19 protein-coding genes and 2 pseudogenes are annotated in these 19,008 nt (G+C 60.0%); 9 read left to right on the plus strand and 12 right to left on the minus strand.

Translation table 11 applies throughout. The annotated features are described in order from the left end of the window. Window positions 1-19: 19 nt before the first annotated feature. Window positions 20-913, minus strand: coding sequence for a LysR family transcriptional regulator (locus NUU27_RS02400; protein ID WP_257760454.1), 894 nt, complete (start codon window positions 911-913; stop codon window positions 20-22). A gap of 151 nt (window positions 914-1,064) precedes the next feature. On the opposite strand from NUU27_RS02400, the pseudogene NUU27_RS02405 reads away from it, so the two are divergent. Beyond that, window positions 1,065-1,265 (plus strand): annotated as a pseudogene (locus NUU27_RS02405) (hydrolase); the annotation flags it as partial. Here the strand turns inward: NUU27_RS02405 and NUU27_RS25555 are convergent. From NUU27_RS25555 to NUU27_RS02425, 3 genes and pseudogenes are all read right to left on the minus strand, one after another. After that, window positions 1,243-2,000 (minus strand): annotated as a pseudogene (locus tag NUU27_RS25555) (aldehyde dehydrogenase family protein). The pseudogenes NUU27_RS02405 and NUU27_RS25555 sit on opposite strands and share 23 nt — an antisense overlap. 18 nt (window positions 2,001-2,018) lie before the next feature. Continuing rightward, window positions 2,019-2,816 (minus strand): N-acyl homoserine lactonase family protein, encoded by a 798-nt coding sequence (locus NUU27_RS02420; RefSeq protein ID WP_257760457.1) that lies wholly within the window; start codon window positions 2,814-2,816, stop codon window positions 2,019-2,021. Continuing rightward, window positions 2,813-3,976: a serine hydrolase gene (locus NUU27_RS02425; RefSeq protein WP_257760458.1), complete on the minus strand. Its 1,164-nt coding sequence runs from the start codon at window positions 3,974-3,976 to the stop codon at window positions 2,813-2,815. Before NUU27_RS02425 ends, NUU27_RS02420 begins: the two co-directional genes overlap by 4 nt. Window positions 3,977-4,072: 96 nt before the next feature. On the opposite strand from NUU27_RS02425, the gene NUU27_RS02430 reads away from it, so the two are divergent. Then, window positions 4,073-4,504 carry a carboxymuconolactone decarboxylase family protein gene (locus NUU27_RS02430; protein WP_257760459.1) on the plus strand — a complete coding sequence of 144 codons (432 nt, stop codon included), beginning with the start codon at window positions 4,073-4,075 and terminating at the stop codon, window positions 4,502-4,504. 42 nt (window positions 4,505-4,546) lie between these two features. Then, window positions 4,547-5,212, plus strand: coding sequence for a GntR family transcriptional regulator (locus tag NUU27_RS02435; RefSeq protein ID WP_257760460.1), 666 nt, complete (start codon window positions 4,547-4,549; stop codon window positions 5,210-5,212). Window positions 5,213-5,478: 266 nt separating this feature from the next. Here NUU27_RS02435 and NUU27_RS02440 read toward each other — a convergent pair whose 3' ends face one another. Continuing rightward, window positions 5,479-6,204, minus strand: a complete 726-nt coding sequence (locus tag NUU27_RS02440) for an SDR family oxidoreductase (RefSeq protein WP_257760461.1) — start codon at window positions 6,202-6,204, stop codon at window positions 5,479-5,481. Next, the gene (locus NUU27_RS02445; RefSeq protein ID WP_257760462.1) at window positions 6,201-7,253 is read right to left on the minus strand and encodes an aldo/keto reductase; all 1,053 of its coding nucleotides are present in this window, start codon (window positions 7,251-7,253) and stop codon (window positions 6,201-6,203) included. Before NUU27_RS02445 ends, NUU27_RS02440 begins: the two co-directional genes overlap by 4 nt. A gap of 72 nt (window positions 7,254-7,325) precedes the next feature. On the opposite strand from NUU27_RS02445, the gene NUU27_RS02450 reads away from it, so the two are divergent. The 3 genes from NUU27_RS02450 to NUU27_RS02460 all read left to right on the plus strand — a co-directional run bounded on the left by NUU27_RS02450 (window position 7,326) and on the right by NUU27_RS02460 (window position 11,197). Further along, window positions 7,326-8,045 carry an SDR family oxidoreductase gene (locus NUU27_RS02450; RefSeq protein ID WP_257760463.1) on the plus strand — a complete coding sequence of 240 codons (720 nt, stop codon included), beginning with the start codon at window positions 7,326-7,328 and terminating at the stop codon, window positions 8,043-8,045. Window positions 8,046-8,268: 223 nt separating this feature from the next. Next, complete coding sequence (locus tag NUU27_RS02455) at window positions 8,269-10,503, plus strand: MMPL family transporter (protein ID WP_257760464.1); 2,235 nt, start codon at window positions 8,269-8,271, stop codon at window positions 10,501-10,503. 127 nt (window positions 10,504-10,630) lie between these two features. Next, window positions 10,631-11,197 (plus strand): TetR/AcrR family transcriptional regulator, encoded by a 567-nt coding sequence (locus NUU27_RS02460; protein WP_257760465.1) that lies wholly within the window; start codon window positions 10,631-10,633, stop codon window positions 11,195-11,197. Between the two features lie 36 nt (window positions 11,198-11,233). Here NUU27_RS02460 and NUU27_RS02465 read toward each other — a convergent pair whose 3' ends face one another. Genes NUU27_RS02465 through NUU27_RS02480 form a run of 4 tightly spaced genes read right to left on the minus strand, consistent with a single transcriptional unit; the run spans window position 11,234 to window position 14,470 of the window. Then, entirely contained in the window at window positions 11,234-11,548 is a 315-nt protein-coding gene (locus NUU27_RS02465) for an NIPSNAP family protein (protein ID WP_257760466.1), read from the minus strand. Next, the gene (locus tag NUU27_RS02470; RefSeq protein ID WP_257760467.1) at window positions 11,548-12,855 is read right to left on the minus strand and encodes a TRAP transporter large permease; all 1,308 of its coding nucleotides are present in this window, start codon (window positions 12,853-12,855) and stop codon (window positions 11,548-11,550) included. Before NUU27_RS02470 ends, NUU27_RS02465 begins: the two co-directional genes overlap by 1 nt. Then, window positions 12,856-13,431: a TRAP transporter small permease gene (locus NUU27_RS02475; protein ID WP_257760468.1), complete on the minus strand. Its 576-nt coding sequence runs from the start codon at window positions 13,429-13,431 to the stop codon at window positions 12,856-12,858. It abuts the gene before it with no gap. Between the two features lie 31 nt (window positions 13,432-13,462). After that, window positions 13,463-14,470, minus strand: coding sequence for a TRAP transporter substrate-binding protein (locus NUU27_RS02480; protein ID WP_257760469.1), 1,008 nt, complete (start codon window positions 14,468-14,470; stop codon window positions 13,463-13,465). A 157-nt stretch (window positions 14,471-14,627) separates the two neighbouring features. Between NUU27_RS02480 and NUU27_RS02485 the strand changes: the two genes are divergently transcribed. Next, window positions 14,628-15,584, plus strand: a complete 957-nt coding sequence (locus NUU27_RS02485) for an NAD(P)-dependent oxidoreductase (RefSeq protein WP_257760470.1) — start codon at window positions 14,628-14,630, stop codon at window positions 15,582-15,584. Window positions 15,585-15,586: 2 nt separating this feature from the next. Continuing rightward, window positions 15,587-16,018 carry an organic hydroperoxide resistance protein gene (locus NUU27_RS02490; RefSeq protein WP_257760471.1) on the plus strand — a complete coding sequence of 144 codons (432 nt, stop codon included), beginning with the start codon at window positions 15,587-15,589 and terminating at the stop codon, window positions 16,016-16,018. 13 nt (window positions 16,019-16,031) lie between these two features. On the opposite strand, the gene NUU27_RS02495 is transcribed toward NUU27_RS02490, so the two are convergent. Both NUU27_RS02495 and NUU27_RS02500 read right to left on the minus strand, forming a co-directional pair. Next, window positions 16,032-16,556 carry a hypothetical protein gene (locus NUU27_RS02495; RefSeq protein ID WP_257760472.1) on the minus strand — a complete coding sequence of 175 codons (525 nt, stop codon included), beginning with the start codon at window positions 16,554-16,556 and terminating at the stop codon, window positions 16,032-16,034. After that, window positions 16,537-17,889 carry a lactonase family protein gene (locus NUU27_RS02500; RefSeq protein ID WP_257760473.1) on the minus strand — a complete coding sequence of 451 codons (1,353 nt, stop codon included), beginning with the start codon at window positions 17,887-17,889 and terminating at the stop codon, window positions 16,537-16,539. Before NUU27_RS02500 ends, NUU27_RS02495 begins: the two co-directional genes overlap by 20 nt. A gap of 128 nt (window positions 17,890-18,017) precedes the next feature. On the opposite strand from NUU27_RS02500, the gene NUU27_RS02505 reads away from it, so the two are divergent. Then, the gene (locus tag NUU27_RS02505) at window positions 18,018-18,896 is read left to right on the plus strand and encodes a LysR family transcriptional regulator (RefSeq protein WP_257760474.1); all 879 of its coding nucleotides are present in this window, start codon (window positions 18,018-18,020) and stop codon (window positions 18,894-18,896) included. Window positions 18,897-19,008 lie beyond the last annotated feature (112 nt).

Raw genomic sequence — 19,008 nt, forward strand, 5'->3', positions numbered from 1 at the left:
TCCCAAATGTCGATCCGTCCTAGCGGTCGAGACCCCAAAGATCCGGGTTCCGTTTGAAATGCTCAGTCAGCATCTCGGTGAGGATCCGCACTTTCCGGGCGGGATGTTGACCTGGCGGACGGACGACATACGCACCTGCTGCCGGTACGGGATAGCGCGTCATGATCGGAACGAGCGCGCCGGAGGCCACATAGTCATGTATGATGCAATCGGGGAGCCAGGCGATGCCGAGGCCTGCCGCCGCCGCCGCGGCAAGTGCCATAGCGTTGTCGGCCTTGAACCTGCCCTGCGGCTGAACCGTGACAACCTTGCCGCCATCCATGAATTGCCAGGTTTCCGTTCCTTGCATGAGGGCCTGATGGGTGACGAGGTTGTCTGGCGTCTCAGGTGAACCGTGCGCTGCGATATAGTCCGGGCTTGCGACAAGCTTGCCATGGAACGGCCCGATGCGCTTCGCGATCAGGTTGGAATCCTGAAGATAGCCAGCCCGGATCGCGCAATCGAAACCTTCGGCGATAAGATCGACGAAACGATCACTGTAGTAGGTATGGATGTGGAGCTTTGGGTGCTGGCGCGCCATTTCAGCAAGCACGGGGGCGAAGTGGGTGGGGCCGAAAGTAAGCGGCATGGCAACCCGCAGGCGGCCGCGAAGATCACCGCTCGGAAGGATCGTTTCCCTGGCGATGTCGATCTCGGCGCTGGCGCGGGCCGCATGATCCCTGAACGTGCTTCCCGCTTCCGTGAGCGCGGCGCCGCGGGTCGTTCGCGCAAGGAGCTGGACACCGAGTTCCGCTTCAATCCGGAAAAGCCTCCGGCTGACGATTGACTTGGAGACGCCGAGCCGGCGCGCGGCGGCCGATACGCCCCCGGTGTCGGCCACAGCGACGAATGTCTGCAGATCTTCGATGTCCATTCTGGCGTTCCCCGTTCCGCGACACGGCTTGCCTGACTATCGCACTACCCCAGCACCAAAAGGAACAGCAAATTGCGTTCCGGCAACGTCACCCGCTGGCGCATGTCTCCCGTGACCCCATTGCCGCCCATGGCGGCAGAGAAAGGATGTCTTGACGACCCCTCGTAACGGCCTCGATTCGCTTCTTCGTCCCGAGGATTCGGTCCTCGTTCTGATCGATCACCAGCCTTACCAGCTCGCGAACCTGAACAGCCACGATCCGCACATGGTGGTCAACAACACGACCGCGCTGGCGAAGCTGGCAAAAGCCTTCAATGTTCCGACCATTCTCACCAGCGTGATCGCGGCGCGGTTCCCGCGCAGGCAGCCATCAACAGGCGGCCAACCGGTGTCGAGCCCGTAAATGTCAAGCAGCGAACGTCCACACTGGCGCAGAGAGCCTCTCCAATTTCTGCCGCGTCGCCAGTGACCACGTTGATTGTACCCTCGGGAAAACCGGCTTCCTCGGCAAGGAATGCGAGGGCCAAAGCCGTCAGCGGCGTCTCCTGTGCCGGTTTCAGAATCGTCGTGCAGCCCGCCGCCAAGGCAGGTGCGAGCTTGCGCGTCACCATGGCCGCCGGAAAATTCCACGGTGTAATTGCCGCGACAACGCCACAGGCTGGCGGAGGACGAGGATTCGGCTGTCGGGAAACGGCGAGGGAACCGTTTCGCCATAGATGCGCTTCGCTTCCTCGCCGTAGTACTCGACATAGCGGGCCGCGTATTCGATCTCAGCCCGTGCTTTCCTCAGCGGCTTTCCCTGCTCGGCGGTGAGGATACTCGCCAGATCTTCCTGATGCTTCATGATCAGCTGGAACCAGCGCTTCAAAAGGTCCGCGCGCGCAAAGGCAGACTGGCCTGCCCAGCCGCGGAAAGCAGCGACGGCTGCGCGTATTGCCGCCTGCGATGCCTGACCATCCAGATGCGGGACGTGCCCCACGACAGCATCTGTTGCCGGATTGGCGACCGGTCGCTCGGGATCGCCAATCCAGACGCCACCGATGAAGGCTCTTTCTCTCAAGAGCTCTTGTCTTTGCAGCCGGAACATCAGGAGTTCCGCGCAGCTTCAGGGGCCAGGAGCAAGGTGCAAGGCGGCAACCTTTCCCTCGAAGCCTGGAAGCGACGGATAGCGCTCGATGACGCTGGAATCATGCCCGCCAATGAGAAGCTCCGGATTCGGGCACAACTCGGCAAGGCGATCATAGCCCATCAGGGTCTCATGGAGGTCGAGATAGATGGGATAGGGTCGCCGCTCCACCATATTGTCGATGAAGTGCGCTGCATCCACCGCCAGCAAAACCCATCCACGTGTCGTATGCACTCGGACGGACAGATGCCCAGGGCTATGCCCGGGAATGTGATAGAGTTCGATACCTGGGGCAACGACAGTGTCCCCTTCGACAAAATCGACCCGGCGATCATACACAAGCTCGACCGCCTGCATCACATGCACCTTGTTGAAGGCGAACGCGAATGTGGGCTCCTTCGCATACCAGCCGGTTGCGAAGGGAAGCTCCGCCGCATGCAGGAGGAACCGGGCGTTCGGGAACCGGTGGAGATTGCCCGCGTGGTCGTAGTGAAGATGGGTCAGGATCACGTTCCTCACCGCTTCCGGCGCAATGCCCATCTCTCTTAATGTCTCGATCGGATCACAGATAAAGGTGCGACCGAGTTGGGCGGCGAGTTCCGTCGAATATCCGGTATCGACCACCCAGACCTCCGCCTCGTTTCTCAAAACCCAAAAGGAATAGTCGATCGGCATCTCCTCGTCCTGCCGCTCCGGCGGGCAGAAAATCATGTTCTCCCGCCGCTTGCGCGGGAGCCGGCTATACCGAATGGCAAATATCTCCCAGCCGTTGCTCATGCCGACCCCTCCAGAGACGCGTAAGTTGCCTCAATCAGCCTGCGGGCGCGCGGACCGTTGTCTCGCGTGGGATACATACGGTTCATCCCATAGGAAAAACCCACATGCGCCACGGGATCGGCAAAACCCGTCGAACCGCCGGCGCCAACATGTCCGAAGGCTTCTGCATTGGGACCCATATAGGCGTCCTTTGAATTCAGCGTGAAACCGAGTCCCATCCGGTAGTCGTGAGTAAGCACGGGCTCTTCATCCTCCCATTGCAGTTCTGTTGCCCGCATCAATGCGTCCTGGGGAATGATCTGATGACCATCCAGCGTGCCGCCAAGGGCAAGACCAGCATAGAGCTTGGCGATCGCCCTCGCGTTTCCGTGCCCGCTGACCCCCGGGATCTGGGCCGATCTGAACTGTGCCGAATTATAGCCGTCATCGTTGGCGGGATCGAACTGCTGCCATGCCTTGATGAGCAATTCAGGAGGACCGTCACCGTTGCCGGTTCTGTTGTTGTAGCCGGTCCAGGGGATAAAGCGCGCACAGCGGGAGTGTTCGCTTTCCGGCAAGCCCAACCAATAATCCAGTTCAAGCGGTTCGGCGATCTCGCGCTTGAAATAGGAACCAAGCGAATCGCCGGTCACTCGGCGCACCAACTCTCCAAGAAGGAAGCTCATCGTCACGGTGTGATAGGCAGGCTGTTGGCCCACAGGGAATATCGGGGTCTGCGCTTCCAGCGCGCGGATCATCGCATCCCAATCATATACGGCGCCTGACCAAAGCGGATCCTCGATGATTGGAATCCCCGCCCGGTGATCGAGCGCGTGCCGCACAAGGATGCGGTCCTTGCCGTTCTTCGCGAACTCCGGCCAGTAGCGCGCGATCGGCTCGTCCAACTCAAGTTTCCCCTGCGAGACCAATCGATGAATGCTGAGCGAGGCGACCCCCTTGGCCACGGACATCAGGTTAACGATCGTGTCGCGGCTCCACTCAACACTGGATGTCTCATCTGTATAGCCACCCCACAAATCTACGACCTTCCGCCCCTCTACGAAAACGGCGCAGCAAGCGCCGACTTCCATTCCTTCTTCGAAGTTCGCGGCGAATGCGTCACGCACACTGGAAAAGGCGGGATCGCATGTCCCGTGGATGGGCAAGCCAGCAGCCTTCATTGACAATCTCCTCTCAGAAGTCCTTGACGTTCTCTCTGCCATAGCTCACATTGTAATACAAGACTACTGTAGCTCACGAATACGGAAGGAAGCACAATGGCAGCGGACAGTGAATCCAGGACGGAACTCTTCAGCGCGGGTCTCAAGGTTCGCCGTGAGGTGCTTGGGGCAGACTATGTGGACAAGTCCCTCGAAGCCGCCGATGATTTCATGATGGCGTTTCAGGAGCTTACCACCGAGTGGTGCTGGGGGCGGATCTGGACGCGTCCGGGGCTCGACCGCAAGACGAGAAGCATCATCAACCTCGCCATGATTACCGCCCTCAATCGAATGGCGGAGGTGCGTCTTCATGTACGGGGTGCTTTGAAGAACGGGCTCACGCCAGACGAGATCAAAGAAGTGCTCATGCAGGTGACCATCTACTGCGGCATACCGGCGGGGCTCGATGCGTTCAAAGTCGCCCATGCGGTGATGCTCGAGGAAGGCGCCCTTCCCACGGGTGTTGCGGAAGAACAGCAAACGGCTTAGTCAGAGTGTAAGCCGATCATACGGAACTACATGAGGTCAGTGATGGAGCAATCGACGAAGCTGTCATTTGTCGCAGCTCCCGTGCGCCAACAGGTTGTCGACGCGTTGCGCCAGGCGATTTCCTCCGGCCAGTTCGCGCCCGGTCAGCGATTGGTCGAGCGTGACCTGTGCGAAATGTTCGGCGTGAGCAGGCCGCCCATCCGCGAAGCCTTGCGGCAGCTTGATGCCGAGGGCTTTGTCACCACGGTTCCCAACCGGGGTCCGGTCGTCACGAAGCTCGATCGCAGCATGATCCGCAGCTTGTACGAGGTGCGGGCGGCACTGGAGGCGACAGCCGCTTTCGCCTTCGCACAAAATGCCACTGACGAGCAAATTGGATTGTTGTCCAAGAAGTTGGACCGCATCCGCGACACATACTCGCGAGGCGATCTTGCGGCGCGCATGCAGGCGAAGAACGACTTCTATGATTTGCTGATGACAGGGTCGAACAACGATGTTCTGCCTGGTATGTTTTGCACCATCAATGCCCGTATCAATCAGGTGCGAACACTGTCCCTGTCGTCTCCGACCCGGCTCCCGGAAAGCCTCAAGGAAATAGAGGCGATCGTGGCGGCGATAACCAAGCGCGACGCGGAGCATGCCTTTGCCCTTTCTCGCAGCCACGTCCAGGAGGCTGCGAAGACGGTCATGGCGCAGGTGCAGGATTAGCTAGGGTCAGGACCTATTAATATGACCACAATGGCGTTCGATAGACCAAGAGATGCAAGGAAAAGCCCGCAGAGCGGGGTCTTTCCCCCGGTCAAGGGCTTTGACACGGCAGCTCGCCGGTCTATCGAGCGTCCTTCGGATCGGCCTGATTTGCACGGGCTACTTTGTCGCAAGACCTTGAAAGACGTGAAGTCTTCCTGCGGTCCTGCTCCGCGTATCCGCACAAATCAGGCCGACCATTGCGGCCATATTAATAGGTCCTGACCCTAGGCAAGCTTCATCCCCCCGTCACAATCAAGCACCGTGCCTGTGATGAAGCTGTGACCAAGCAGAAAGCAGACGGCACTCGCGACGTCTTCGGCAGTACCGATCCGCCGCACTGGCAATTTGGCGGCAGCATCCTCCCGCATCCGCTGGCGCAGATTCTCCGGCAGCCCATCCCAATAGCCGGTGTCAAGCCGCCCTGGTGAAACTGCATTGACCCGCACGGGCGCCAGCTCCTTCGCAAGTCCCAGAACCGCCGCTTCGAGCCCGGCATTGGTTACCGTCAACGCTACGGCGTTGGCGAGTGCGCGACGCGCGGCAATGCCGGAAATGAGCACGATCGAACCTTCCGGAGACAATAGCGGCGCCAGACGATGGACCGCGCGCAAGGTGTATGTCAGCCGAAGCTCGATCTGTGCTGCCATATCCGAAAAGGGCGCATCGAGGAATGGCTTGCCCACTCCCCGGACGCCTGCGGAAATCACCAGAGCATCGAAGCACCCAAGCTCCTGGGCGAACACGTCGAGCGATGCTTCCGATGCCAGGTCGAGCTCACGAACCTCGATTCGATCGGCCCTACTGGCCACCGCTTCCAGCGGTTGCCGCCGCCGGCCAGCGATTGTGACGTGCGCACCTTTCTGCGCAAGCATGAGCGAGGTTGCGCGGCCTATACCTGAAGAGCCACCGATGACCACAACCTTTTCTTCGTCGCGTCCGGTCGTGGTCATTCGTTCTCTCCTGCTTTTAGCGGTATCAACCCGGCTGTCGCGCCAGGGAGCCGGTCGTTCTTCTGTCTTTCCACCATCCATTCCGGATAAACAGGGGGAAGTGGTGTGGCAGCATCGATCGCCGCCATGTCGGTCTCGTCGAGCACCAGCTCAGTCGCCCTTAATGTTTCCTGCAACTGAGAAACCGATCGTGCGCCCAGAATCACGCTGGATATCCCTGCGCGGGCAAGAGTCCAGGCCAAAGAAACCTGAGCCACGGTCACATCCCGTCTTGTCGCGATCATGTCCAGAACTGCGAGCAATTCATCAAGAACGCGCCCGTTCACCGGAGGAAAGTCGAAGGCATTTCGGCGGCCGCTGCCGTTCTTGCGGTACTTTCCCGTTAGCAGTCCACCGGCAAGCGGGCTCCAGACAAGCGCGCCGACCCCCTGATCCAGACAAAACGGCTGAAGTTCCCGTTCGAAGTCGCGAAGGCCAGGATTGTAGTACACTTGCGTGGAGATGAAGCGATTGGTTCTGAGGTGTTCGCAGACAGCCATTGCTTTCATCGCTTCCCAGGCAGGGAAGTTGCAGAAGCCGATATAACGCACCTTCCCTGCCCTGATCAGGTCTTCCAGTGCCCGGACCGACTCTTCGATCGGCGTAACGTGATCGAAGCCGTGCAACTGGTAGAGGTCGATGTAATCCGTCCCCAATCGCTTCAGGCTCGCTTCCGCCGCCTGGATCAGATGATGACGGGATGACCCGACATCGTTCGGACCGTCCCCCATTCTGAGTCTGCCCTTCGTCGCGATCAGCACCCGATCGCGCGGAACGTTCAGCGCAGCCAAGGCCGCACCCAACATCGTCTCCGATTGCCCGAGCGAATAGTAATCGGCCGTGTCGACCAGATTGACACCAGCGTCGAGCGCCGCAGCCAACAGTTCCTTCGCTCCATGGCCGTCAACGGCGCCGATTTGATCCCAGACCCCACCGCCTCCAAACGTCATCGCACCGAGGCAAAGCTCGGAAACCAACAGCCCTGAACGGCCCAAGGTTCTGTACTTCACGGCAATCTCCTGCTATCGATTTCAGGAATACTCTACTACTGTAAGACAATAATATTCAAGATGGAGGCTCGCATGGGAGACACAAAAATGCCGATCCTGATCACGGGAGCCGCCGGCGGGATCGGAAGGGCGATCGCCTCGCGTCTCGCTAAGGATGGGCACAGGCTGGTGCTTTCCGACATGCCGTCGGATCGGCTTGCTCAGATTGCGAACAATCTTCCAGGCAATCAGCATCTTATTGTCGAATGCGACCTCCGCGATCCTCGATCGAGGGCCCGCCTCGCCGAAGCGGGAGAAGATGCCGGTGCCCTGATCAACGCTGCGGGTTGGCAGCGCCAGACACCGTTCCTCAAAGGTTCGACCGACGATGATGCGCAAATGTTTGATATCAATGTTCTTGCCACCATTGACCTGTGTCGGCGTATCGGCGGCAAAATGGCTGCGCGTGGCGAGGGACATATCATCAACATCTCCTCTGCACTTGCGCGAGCGGTCTATCCCTACACCACCGTCTACGCCGCAACGAAACATGCCTTGGCCGCCGTAACCCAAGGTTTGCGGGTCGAATTGTCACATCACGGCATACGCGTCACGGAGATCTGTCCGGGGCTCGTCGGAGGGACAGGCATCCTGGATGCGACGGAAGATCCCGAGGTCCTGGCTTCGATCCGCAACCGCGGATATCAACCGATCCTGCCTGATGACGTGGCCGACGCAGTGTCCTATGCGCTCAGCACGCCGGCCAACGTGGAATTGCGTATGTTGGAAATCCGTCCGCGAGGGCAGCTATAATGACGATTGGCGTCGATTATCGCTGGGGCTCCAGACCGTGACGGAGCGGTCGGCCGTGGTTTCGGGCCCAGCGGTATCGGCGCGCAACACACCCCTCTGGCCTAGCTTGCCATACTGGTTGACACTGTACACCGACTGCGCCTAGGTTGACACTGTCAACTTGGGCGAGTCAGGCAGATGGAAGGCGCATGGACTCGCCCCTCATGAACCAGGGACAGCATCCATGTTCTCAAGCTTGGGACTATTCGCATATCGATATCGGTGGCTCGTATTGCTTGCCTCCGGTCTCTTCGTGGCCTTGGCGATCACTTGGGGCAGCGGTGTGTTCGGGTTCTTGACCACCGGCGGCCTTGCTCCCGAAACAGCGGAGGTAACCCGCGCCAACGATCTGCTGGAAGGCCACTTCGGGCACCGGCCGGGTGATCCGGACGTCGTTGCGGTTTTCGATGACGAATCCGGCAGACGAACGGTGGATGACCCCGCGTTCGCCACTCCCGTCCAGGACGTGCTGGATGCTTTGCCAGCGGCCCGGGTCATGTCCGTCGTCAGCTATTGGACGCCGGGATTGACGGCGGATCAACGCGCCGAACTCGTCAGCCCTGACCGCCACGCAACCTACGCCGTGATCACGCTGCATGGAGAGGACCAGGAGGCGCGCATGGAGGCTTATGGCGAGATCCAGGATCTCATCAAGGCCGGCGACGGCATCGCGACATATCTGGGTGGCGGACTGACCAGCGTATTCGAGTTGCAGCGCGAAGCATCGGCAAACCTGGCGACGGCGCAGGTGATCTCGTTGCCGATCCTGCTGGTCCTGTTGATCCTGTTCTATCGGGGGTTCGTGGCAGCGACCATCCCGGTCGCTCTGGGCATGTTTGCGATCCTGGGATCGCTGGTCATGCTGCGGCTGCTCACCACGGTGACCGATGTCTCGATCTTCGCACTTGAGATTGTCATGCTGATCGGACTGGGATTGGCAGTGGACTACGGCCTCTTTGTCGTCAGCAGGTTCCGCGAAGAACTGGAGCGGGGCGGCGGTGTCGAAGCGGCAGTGATTGCGACCACTGCCACCGCCGGTCGAACCGTTGCGATCTCCGGGCTGACCGTCATCACCGGTCTGAGCGGCTTGCTGCTCTTCCCGCAACCGATATCGCATTCCTTCGCCTGGGGCGGCATCAGCGCAGTCATGTTCAACATCGTCGCAGGCGTCGTTGTGCTTCCTGCTGTGCTGGCCATCCTCGGACACCGGGTGAATGCAGGGCGTGTTCCTCTACCGCGATTCGGCCGCGCCGGTCGTGGCCCGGACGAAGGTGGCTGGGCGTTGCTTGCCCGCGTGGTGAGCAGGCGACCTGCCGTGTCGCTTCTGCTCGGCCTCCTGGCGCTGCTCGTTGCCGCCGCGCCTCTACTGGAGCTGCGGCCGGGACTAACGAACCATCGCTACTTGCCTGCCGACAATCAGGGACAGACTGTTGCTCACTATACAGGCGTCGAGTTCCCGCAGCACGGGCCGGCAGGGATGTCGCTCGATCTGGCCCTGCAGGGACCCGTGGGCGAATCTGATCTTCAGGCATATCTCGCAGCCCTGGCCGAACTGCCGGTCGCTGCTGCCGCACGCGTTCACCTGGCCGATACGGAGCTCACGTGGATAAAAGTCGATTATCGCGGCGAAGCCGATGACCCAGGTCCCTTGCAGCTGGTGCGCGACATTCGTGCGACGCCGCCGCCATCCGGAACCACCGTCCTCGTCGGCGGGCATGGCGGTCCCGCCATAAGCCTCGACAACAACGCCGCCACGCTTGCGGCATTGCCGGGAGCGCTTGGCTTCATAGCCGCCATGACGCTGATCCTGATCGCTCTGGCCTTCCGCTCGGTTCTCGTACCGATCAAGGCGGTCCTTTGTGCTTTCCTGTCGCTGGCAGCCTCCCTGGGCATCGTCGTGTGGGGCTTTCAGCTCGGTGGCCTTGCCGGCCTGCTCGACTTTCAGGTCGTCGGCACCACCGATCTTTGGACGCCCGGACTGATCGTCACGATCGCGTTCGGGCTGGTCACCGACTACGAAATGTTCCTGGTCAGCCGAATCCGCGAAGCCTACCTCGCTACCGGTGACAACAGGCGCGCTGTCGCGACGGGATTGCAGCAGACGGGATCGATCATCACCCGCGCAGCGATTCTGATGATCGTGGTTCTCGCCACGATGGGCCTGACGGCCGGATCGCTGTTCCTCATCACGTTCGGCATCGGCATGACGCTTTCGGTCGTCATCGATGCCACGATCGTTCGATCGGTCGTCGTGCCCGCAGCGATGCAGCTTCTCGGCTCGACCAACTGGTGGGCGCCCCGTTGGTTGGCCCGGCTCAGCGATTGGCTGGGTCTGAGCGAGGGGGCCGATCCCGAGCCGGCAGACGGTTCGATCGCACCGGCGACCAACGGAGTCTCCTCACCCGTCACTGGCGAATGATCCAAACAGCCCACAGGCGGGATTTTGGAGAATCCAGCCTGTGGGCAATACGTCCAGAACAGCCAGCCAGTAGCCCCTCTGATTTCCCATGGTTGACATTGTCACGGGAAGGCGATCTCACGTTGGCATGGCGACAACACGCGATTCCATCCTCGCGGCAGCGACCGAGTTGCTGGACCTGTCAGGTCCGGACGGCGTGACCTTGCGTGGTGTCGCCCAGATTGCGGGTCTGTCACACAACGCGCCTTACAAGCATTTCCAGGACAAGGAAGCGTTGCTTGCGGCCGTTGCCGCGCAGGAACTGCGTGCAAGAACCGCTGTGATGATCGCGGTTTCGGCAGCGTCCAACGATCCATTGTCCGCCTTCCAGCAGATGGCCCACGATCACGTTCGTTGGGGGCTGAAATACCCCAACCGGTTCGGATTGATCTTCGGGCGCTGGGAGCGATACGACGAGGACCTAGCTCAGGCCGCCAATGAAACGTTGCGTCTGTTTGTCGAATCCATCGCGGCGCTTCGTAAGAATGACCAAATAAGGCCAGGGGATGATCAACGAACGGCTGCCATGTTCATGGCCCTCATGCACGGATCGATAAACATGGCCCTCAGCGGCCATCTTTCCGAAGATGGCAAGGGTCGGTCTGACCCACACGGGCTTATCGACGACCTTATCGAAATGCTTCGCTCCAACTGATTCCATCCGATTGGCCAACGCACCCGGAGGCGAGGGTCAGCGGATCGGCGAAAAATCCATAGCCTGGAGGAGTGTGACGTGCTGACGCTCGATCAATGGCAGCGCGCGCGGTAGATAACGATCCCGCCATTCGGCGTCGTTCGCGAGCCCTTCTCGCGCAGCCTGCCGAGTCGCAAAACTCTCATGCGCCCACAGATGCGTGACGCCATTGGGATTGCCACTGACATTGCGCCAGTATCCGACCAGTTTCATGTAGCGTTGCACGATCGGCAAGCCAACCGTCTCAAAGAGCTTCAGGTAGGGCGCCACCCCGTCAACGCGCAGTTCGTAGATTCGCAGTTCATGCAGCATCAGAACATGGTTCCCGGCAGCCAGGTCGATAAGGCGGGGACGGCAAGTATCACCGCAAAGACACATGCTTCAACGACAATGAATGGCCATATGCCGCGTATCACGTCGCTCATCTGAACTGTGCCATCGCTCGCTGAAATGACCGCGAAGAGATTGATACCAATCGGCGGAGTTATCGCTCCAATTTCAACGAGCTTGACGAAGATCACGCCGAACCAGATGCCGTCTATGCCGAGGCTTTGCGCGATCGGATACACAAATGGCAATGTGACGACAGCCATTGAAGCGCCGTCGATGAACATACCGAGCACAATGTAGACGGCGACCATGATCGCCAGGAATTCCCATTTGCCGATCTCTGCGTCGGAGACCAGAGCCGTCAACTGCGGCACGAAACCTGCGCTGATCAGAAAACGGGAAAAGAGGAACCCCGATATCACGATGAAGAAAAGCGAAGCGGTGGTGACGGCCGACCTGGCAACGCAATCCCACAGGGCCGCCCAGCTCATCCGCCGCCTGAGCAGCGCAATGAGAAGTGCGCCAACGGCGCCGACCGCCCCGGCCGCAGAGGGCGGGACAATGCCGGTGTATATGCCGCCGAGCACCACCGCCACCAGAGCGAGGATGCCCCATAGGCCCTGCAAAGCCTTTACTCTCTTGCCGAGAGGAACGCGAGCTATGGGTTCCGGCGCAAGCTCAGGACGATGCCAGATGAGCAGTCGCAGCGCGGCCATGTAGGCTGCTGCTGTGAGAAGACCGGGAAAAACCCCCGCCATGAAAAGCCGTCCCACGGATTCTCCGGTCATGATGGCGTAAAGGACAAAGGCTAGCGAAGGTGGGATCAGGACAGCGAAGGTGCCCGCCGCTGCCACGCATCCCGTTGTGAGCTTGCGGTCGTAGCCGAGGCGAAGCATCTCCGGGAGGACGATCCGGGTGAAGACCGCCGCGTTCGCAACCGTCGAGCCTGACACCGCTGAAAAACCCGCTGATGCCAGGGTGACCGCGTAGAACAAGGCCCCTCGGGCACGCGCCATCCACATCGCAGCGACGTTGAACATCTCCTCGATGATGCCGGAGCGCCAGGCAATGTTGCCCATCAGGATGAACATCGGCACGACGATGAAGGCGTAGTCCGTGAGCGCCGCGTAGGGCACGGACTGGAACGTGACGAGAGAATATGGGACACCCGTCGTGGCGATCATGCCCAATCCCGCGACCAGGGCTACCGCGACGCCTACAGGGACGCCGAACAACGCCAGGAGCATCATCAGGACGATGGCTCCAAAACCAACTGCAAGAGGAGACATTCAGCCTTCCCTTTCCGGCACTTTGTGAAGTTGGGGGAACAGGCTCTCCGACTTGGTCGTAGGCCGACCGAGAAGTGCCCGCAGCAGCAGGCGGAGAAACTGCAGCGCTGTGATTCCAAAACCGACGGCCACGAGGATCTTGAACGGATAGATCGGGAACGCGACGAAGCCGTGGTTCAGCTCGAGAACATCCAGGCTGCGGATGGCAAGCTTGGCACTTTCCTGAAACAAGGCGGCAAACACGACAAAACCGCAAAATCCCGCCAGCGCCTCGGCAAATCGGCGCATACCGTCACTGAGGGCGCCCGTGAGTATGTCAACCTCGATGTTCGCCCGCTCATATTGGGCAGCTCCCATGGCACCGGCGATTGCGACGGCCGCCGTCGCCTCCATCAGTTCGATCGCACTGGGGATGGATCGCTCGAAGAGGGAAACGCCGACGATGTCGGCGGTTCCCAGGAGGGCAAGAACGCCGATGGCCAGGCTGGATACCACCAGAGTTGCGAAGGTACAGTAACGGAGCACTCGATCCGCTGTTTCGACGACACCCGCGCCGAACCCGCGCGCTTCAGCCATGACGTCCTCCCCTGTAGTCAGTCCGTGCAGTCTAGTTGCTCATTCTGCTGCGCACATAATTCGATACTGCGTCTGCCGCAGCCGGCCTGCCTTGTTCACGTTGGCGCTTGGCCCACTCCTCGATCATGTCGGGCACCGCTGCTTTGAAGGCATCCTTTTCCTCGAACGTGACGAGGGTGGCACCGGCTGCGATCATATCCGCTTCCATGGCGTCGGTATTTTCCTCGGTCTGCGAAATCGCAAACTCTTCCGCCTGCCGACCCGCTTCCCGCACGATCTCTTGGACCTCCTCCGACCAGTTGTTCCAGACAACAGTCGGCACCAGCGTGGGCGCGTATTCGATCATGCCGAGCTTGAGGTCTAGGAGATAAGGAGCAGGTTCATAGAGCTTGTAGCTCGACAGAAACGGGATCGGCAGATAGGCGCAATCGATCACTCCCTTGGCGAGGCCGTCGTAGATTTCCGTGGCTACAACGTTGACAGGATTGGCTCCGATCGACTGCCACATGATCGGCACGTAGGCGCCGTAGGACCGGAGTTTCTTACCCCTCAGATCCGCCATCGTCTTATAAGGCTCACGGCAAATCAGACGATAATTCGGCAGATGACGGACCCAGATCATGGTCGCGCCGATGCGCTCCATCTCCTCTTGTATGGGCGCGACCTCTTCGTACAATCCACGGGAAATGGTGACCATTTCCCGGGCATCGAAAAAGGTCATCGGCAATGAATTCCCGAACCCCACCACGGGTGTCTCGCCATACTGGCCGGTCTCAAGCGTTGTGAAATCCACGGCGCCTGCACTGATGAGAGGGAGCATCTCGGCCTGACGGCCCAACGCGCGGTTCCAGTAAATATCGACCTTGATCTTGCCGCCGGACAGTTCCTCGACTTTCTCTGCAAAGAACTTGTCGGAGTCGGACACGACATTGTTCTCCGGCACGTGAACGGCATACCGGAGGGTCATCTCCTCGATCTCAGCCGAGGCGGTTCCTGCCATCAGGCCGAGAGCTGCACACATTCCCAGAATTCTAAGCATGACATCCTCCACATTGTTGTTCGCATGCGTTCCGGCTTCCTTGCCTCACTCCCGGGGCCCAGGCCGCAGCGCATTCAGAATATCTGCAAAACCACACTTGTCAATGGATTGTAATACAGTATGCTTCTATTCCTGTAATCGCACATGGTGAGGAAGAATGGGCACATCCGCGAAAGGAAAGACGAAGGTAGCCTTCATCGGTCTGGGCAATATGGGGTTTCCAATGGCTCGCCGATTGGTGGAAGCCGGTTCGTTCGAGATGAGGATCCATGACGCTGATCCGGATCGTTGCCGCGCGTTCGGTCTGGAAACCGGCACGGAAGCGGCAGGGACCGCGGTACAGGCGGCGGAAGGCTGTGAAATCGTCGTGCTGATGCTGCCCAACGGGGCTGTCGTAGAACAGGTGATCCGCGGCGATGGCGGGCCTGCCCTTTGTTCGGTAATGGCGAAGGGCGGACTTATCATAGACATGAGTTCGTCCCATCCGGGCACCTACGGACCACTTTTGTCAGAGTTGGCGAGGTCGGACACGGCAATCGTCGATGCGCCGGTCTCCGGCGGCGTAAAGGGAGCCAAGGAAGGAACCTTGACGATTATGGCAGGCGGCGAATCCGAACAAGTCGCCCGCGCAAGACCCGTTTTCGACATCGTTGGAAGCATGATCTTCGAAACGGGTTCCCTGGGAACCGGACAGGCGATGAAGGCGCTGAACAACCTGCTGTCCGCCGGCACTCTGGTTCTGACGATCGAAACATTGTTGCTGGGAAGGCATTTTGGGCTTGATCCTCACCTCATGAATCGCGTGCTGAACGTTTCGACCGGTCGCAACAACTCAACCGACCGCAAGATCGAGCAGTTCGTTCTCTCCGGCAACTATGCGTCCGGTTTTGCGCATGCCTTGATGGCGAAGGATGTGGCAACGGCGTTGTCACTGGATCGAACCAGTGAGTCGATTGCCTCCCTCTCGCAGGCGGCAGGGCACATCGTCGAGGCTGCAGCCCGGCATCTTGATCCCACGGCAGACCATACCGAAATTGCAAGGTACCTCGAGGCAGTAGCGGACACGCCTCTTGCCACGCCGGGTGCTGCGCGCAACGACACGACGGACAGGTGACCATGCAAAAGGTCTATTCGACAACGGTGCAGGCTGCCGGCGGCCGGCGCGGCAGCGTCGCAAGTTCTGACGGTGTTCTCCAACTCGACCTCGCCGCGCCAAAAGAACTCGGCGGCGCCGGAGGGGCGACCAATCCAGAACAACTGTTTGCGGCCGGTTACGCCGCTTGCTTCGAGAGCGCGCTGCGCTTTGTTGCGCGCCACGCCGATATTCAGTTTTCATCTCTTTCGGTGGCGAGCACCGTCGATTTGCTGCGGTCCGAAACCAGTGACTTCACCCTCAGTGTCGAAATTGAAGTCATCATCGATGGGCTGGACCGTGAAACTGCCGAAGATCTGGTCAGCCACGCGCACGCGACATGCCCCTATTCCAAAGCCGTTCGGGGAAATGTGCCCGTTGGTATCCGCGTTAACGGTGACAGGCTCAGCCCCTGAATGCGTTATAGCTCTATCGCGTGTCGTAGACCGAACGATCACAGGGTATGCGACCGACACGGGGGCATCTGATCTCCTGCGGTTCGCCGGTCTCGGCAAAGCGTTGCAGCATCGAAAGCGTAAACACCCCATCGGAATCATTGGCCGCCACATGACATCCCGAACATTGGGGCCGAGGGCGAAAGGCGGTAAGCGGTTCTCCAGGATTGAGCGAGCCATACTGCCAGCGTCCGTTTTTCCGCTTCTTGGCAAATACGGATCGCACTTCGTCGGGACCCGAATAACTCTCCATGATTATGGAGGCACCATCGGAAACAGCTTGGCCGAGCCGCAATGCGCCGAGCGTTTTCTCGTCGATGAACAGTTTCCGAAAACTGCCGTCCGGTCGATCGACGCGCGCGTATCGCATGAATCCATCTCTGTGATCGGTGTCTGCAAGGGCAGCGCTGGCGGCCAGGATCAACCAGGGAAGGATCGGAGCGATCCGCTTCGGCAACGTGCTTGGCATGGTCTGCGTTTTATCGCGCGACATCGACATGATGCGCACCATGCGGCATGGGAATGCGCCCGAGCCTTTCAAGGGCCGGCGGCTCGCCGCGAACGACACGGAATACCTCAAGTCCCGCCCCAGCATCGGAGGCGGCTTGGTCATGCCCTTGAAACACGGTCGCCAGGAAATGTTCGCCTGTCAGGTCGAAAGTGCCCCCTTCGGGTAGAACGCCGTCGACGGGGTAGTCCGCGACCTTGGTCAGGTCGCCATTCTGTGGATCGAAGGTCAACAGCGTCACACTGGCTTCGCGATCGAAACGCGGTGAAACGGGTGGTAGCGGCGTGCCTCGCATATTGATGGTCGCAATCAGCAGACCGTCCGGACTGACTGCGATGCCCTCGGCCGACACGTCGGTAGCCGTACCCCCTATCCGTTCATGACGCACGGCAGCGTCGGTGGCCGTGAGATCTGCCAGACGAATGACACTTACCGAGGATGCCTGCTCGGGCAGCCGCCCTTCCAAGGTTGTCGCCGTGAAGTCACGTCCCCAATCGGAAGTGAGATAGTAGCCGCCGTCAGGCGTGAAACGCCCGACAAAGGGATCCCTACCGACCTCGACAACGTTGCCCCACGGTTTTAGAGCGAGACCGCCATCCGTCTCCAGCAGCTCGAAAAAAGCCACCCGATTCTGCGTGTTGATGTTCACGGCGATGAACCTGCCCGAAGGATGCCAGTTTACCGCGGTGGCCGTCACACCGCCGCGCGGTGTCTCACCCTTGCCGACGATACCGTATTCCGAAAGGTCAAAACTCTTGATCTGACCGAACGAGCCTTCATCATAGCGCGCTATTTGAACCAGGCTCGCATCAGGCGTATTCGCCACCACCGCAACACGACGTCCGTCCGGACTGACGGCAAGAGCCTCAGGCAACTCCGCAATATCGGTCGCCGCCGCGATGCGCGGATTGGTCTTGTCAGTAAGGTCAATCGCGAAAAGACGACGGCCCGACGGCAGATCACTTATGACTTCGCTGCCCCGGGAGCGTTCACCGAGCCGCTCAATCACGAAGGCCGTCAGGCCATCGGGAGCAAGTTCCATGATCTCTGGCGGAGCGGTGACGGAGTTCGAGACGGGAAGCGCGCTTGAGGCGACGCGGCCATCGGCAAGTGACAGGATCGTCAGGGTGTCGCGATATCCGGCCTCAGGGGGAGCGAGCCGGCCGGTGGCGTAGGTTTGGGCCACGAAGTCACCATCCGAGATCACGGCGATCGTTCCGGCGGAGATGTCATTGATGAAGGCCGGCATTTCTGCGGCAGCGGAGTTTGGCAGGCCAAAAATGGCTATGGCGGCGTAAACACGGAAGCGACGGACGATGGTCATGTCTTGTCCTCAACAAGGTCCTTGCAGGCGAAAATTCATCTTGTCCTTGTGAGGATGAACCGAGAAACTGATTGCGGTCCAATCGGAATTCATCTCTCTGTGATAGTCAAAGAAAATCACTGATCGCCATGGATATTCGCTCACTTCTCTGTTTCACAACCGTCGCCGAGCTGCTGCATTTCAGGCGGGCGGCAGAAAAACTCAATCTCACCCAGCCGTCTCTCAGCCAGCGCATCCGCACTCTCGAAGAGGAGGTCGGCACCGCCTTGTTCGAGCGCGATCGCCGTCATGTCGCCCTTACTCCGGCCGGACTTGCCTTCCTGGAGCCTGCACAAAAGGCCGTGGCCTATGCACGAGCGGCCAAATCGCAAGCTCTGCGAGCGGTGCGGGGAGAAACCGGGCGCCTGCGTCTCGGATTCACCGTGATCGCCTTCTATGGCGTTCTTCCGGAGGCGGTCAGGACGTTCAGGAGCCGCTTTCCGGACGTTGTCGTCGAGCTCGTAGAGATGAACTCTCCCCTTCTTGAAGCGGCACTGACCGCGGGCGATCTCGACCTTGCCGTACTCCATCCACCGCTTGCGACGCCCGAACTTGACATACATCCGCTACCGGACCTGCCTCTCGTCCTGGCGTTGCCGACATCGCACCGGCTTGCCGCACATTCAAGGATCCGGGTGGCCGATCTCGGCGGGGAACCGTTTCTGCTCGCACCCCGCAGCATCGGACCCAGCATCTATGACCGCATCATCGCGCTTTTTCAGAATGAGGGGATCAGCCCGAACGTTGTCCAGGAAGTGACACCCATGACGACGTTGACAGGCCTGGTTGCCGCAGGTGTCGGGATGGGATTTGTAACGAGCGGGATCGCGGCGGTCGGCAGGCCGGGGGTGGATTTCCGCCCGGTCAAGCCGGATGCGCCGCGGCTGCCGTTGGCGGCAGCGTGGCACCCGCCGCAAATGACGCACACAAGCGCCGCCTTTTTGCAGGTGGTGGCGGAGCTGAGTTAACAGCACGTGGTCACTACTTCGCCTCCCGCCTAGCGGAGCATGATCGGGCGCCTCCTGCTCACAATCAGCAGAGGACCCGATCGAGACAGCCACCACAATAGCGACAGGATTC

Source organism: Nitratireductor sp. ZSWI3 (assembly GCF_024655565.1).
GTDB lineage: Bacteria > Pseudomonadota > Alphaproteobacteria > Rhizobiales > Rhizobiaceae > Nitratireductor.

Bases quoted from the DNA above. Each gene is read 5' to 3' on its own strand.
- NUU27_RS02460 (WP_257760465.1), top strand. From the start codon at position 10,631: ATGGCGACAACACGCGATTCCATCCTCGCGGCAGCGACCGAGTTGCTG.
- NUU27_RS02485 (WP_257760470.1), top strand. From the start codon at position 14,628: ATGGGCACATCCGCGAAAGGAAAGACGAAGGTAGCCTTCATCGGTCTG.
- NUU27_RS02435 (WP_257760460.1), top strand. From the start codon at position 4,547: ATGGAGCAATCGACGAAGCTGTCATTTGTCGCAGCTCCCGTGCGCCAA.
- NUU27_RS02490 (WP_257760471.1), top strand. From the start codon at position 15,587: ATGCAAAAGGTCTATTCGACAACGGTGCAGGCTGCCGGCGGCCGGCGC.
- NUU27_RS02475 (WP_257760468.1), bottom strand. From the start codon at position 13,431: ATGGCTGAAGCGCGCGGGTTCGGCGCGGGTGTCGTCGAAACAGCGGAT.
- NUU27_RS02425 (WP_257760458.1), bottom strand. From the start codon at position 3,976: ATGAAGGCTGCTGGCTTGCCCATCCACGGGACATGCGATCCCGCCTTT.
- NUU27_RS02400 (WP_257760454.1), bottom strand. From the start codon at position 913: ATGGACATCGAAGATCTGCAGACATTCGTCGCTGTGGCCGACACCGGG.
- NUU27_RS02500 (WP_257760473.1), bottom strand. From the start codon at position 17,889: ATGACCATCGTCCGTCGCTTCCGTGTTTACGCCGCCATAGCCATTTTT.
- NUU27_RS02505 (WP_257760474.1), top strand. From the start codon at position 18,018: ATGGATATTCGCTCACTTCTCTGTTTCACAACCGTCGCCGAGCTGCTG.
- NUU27_RS02465 (WP_257760466.1), bottom strand. From the start codon at position 11,548: ATGCTGCATGAACTGCGAATCTACGAACTGCGCGTTGACGGGGTGGCG.
- NUU27_RS02480 (WP_257760469.1), bottom strand. From the start codon at position 14,470: ATGCTTAGAATTCTGGGAATGTGTGCAGCTCTCGGCCTGATGGCAGGA.
- NUU27_RS02440 (WP_257760461.1), bottom strand. From the start codon at position 6,204: ATGACCACGACCGGACGCGACGAAGAAAAGGTTGTGGTCATCGGTGGC.
- NUU27_RS02495 (WP_257760472.1), bottom strand. From the start codon at position 16,556: ATGTCGATGTCGCGCGATAAAACGCAGACCATGCCAAGCACGTTGCCG.
- NUU27_RS02420 (WP_257760457.1), bottom strand. From the start codon at position 2,816: ATGAGCAACGGCTGGGAGATATTTGCCATTCGGTATAGCCGGCTCCCG.
- NUU27_RS02470 (WP_257760467.1), bottom strand. From the start codon at position 12,855: ATGTCTCCTCTTGCAGTTGGTTTTGGAGCCATCGTCCTGATGATGCTC.
- NUU27_RS02455 (WP_257760464.1), top strand. From the start codon at position 8,269: ATGTTCTCAAGCTTGGGACTATTCGCATATCGATATCGGTGGCTCGTA.
- NUU27_RS02450 (WP_257760463.1), top strand. From the start codon at position 7,326: ATGGGAGACACAAAAATGCCGATCCTGATCACGGGAGCCGCCGGCGGG.
- NUU27_RS02430 (WP_257760459.1), top strand. From the start codon at position 4,073: ATGGCAGCGGACAGTGAATCCAGGACGGAACTCTTCAGCGCGGGTCTC.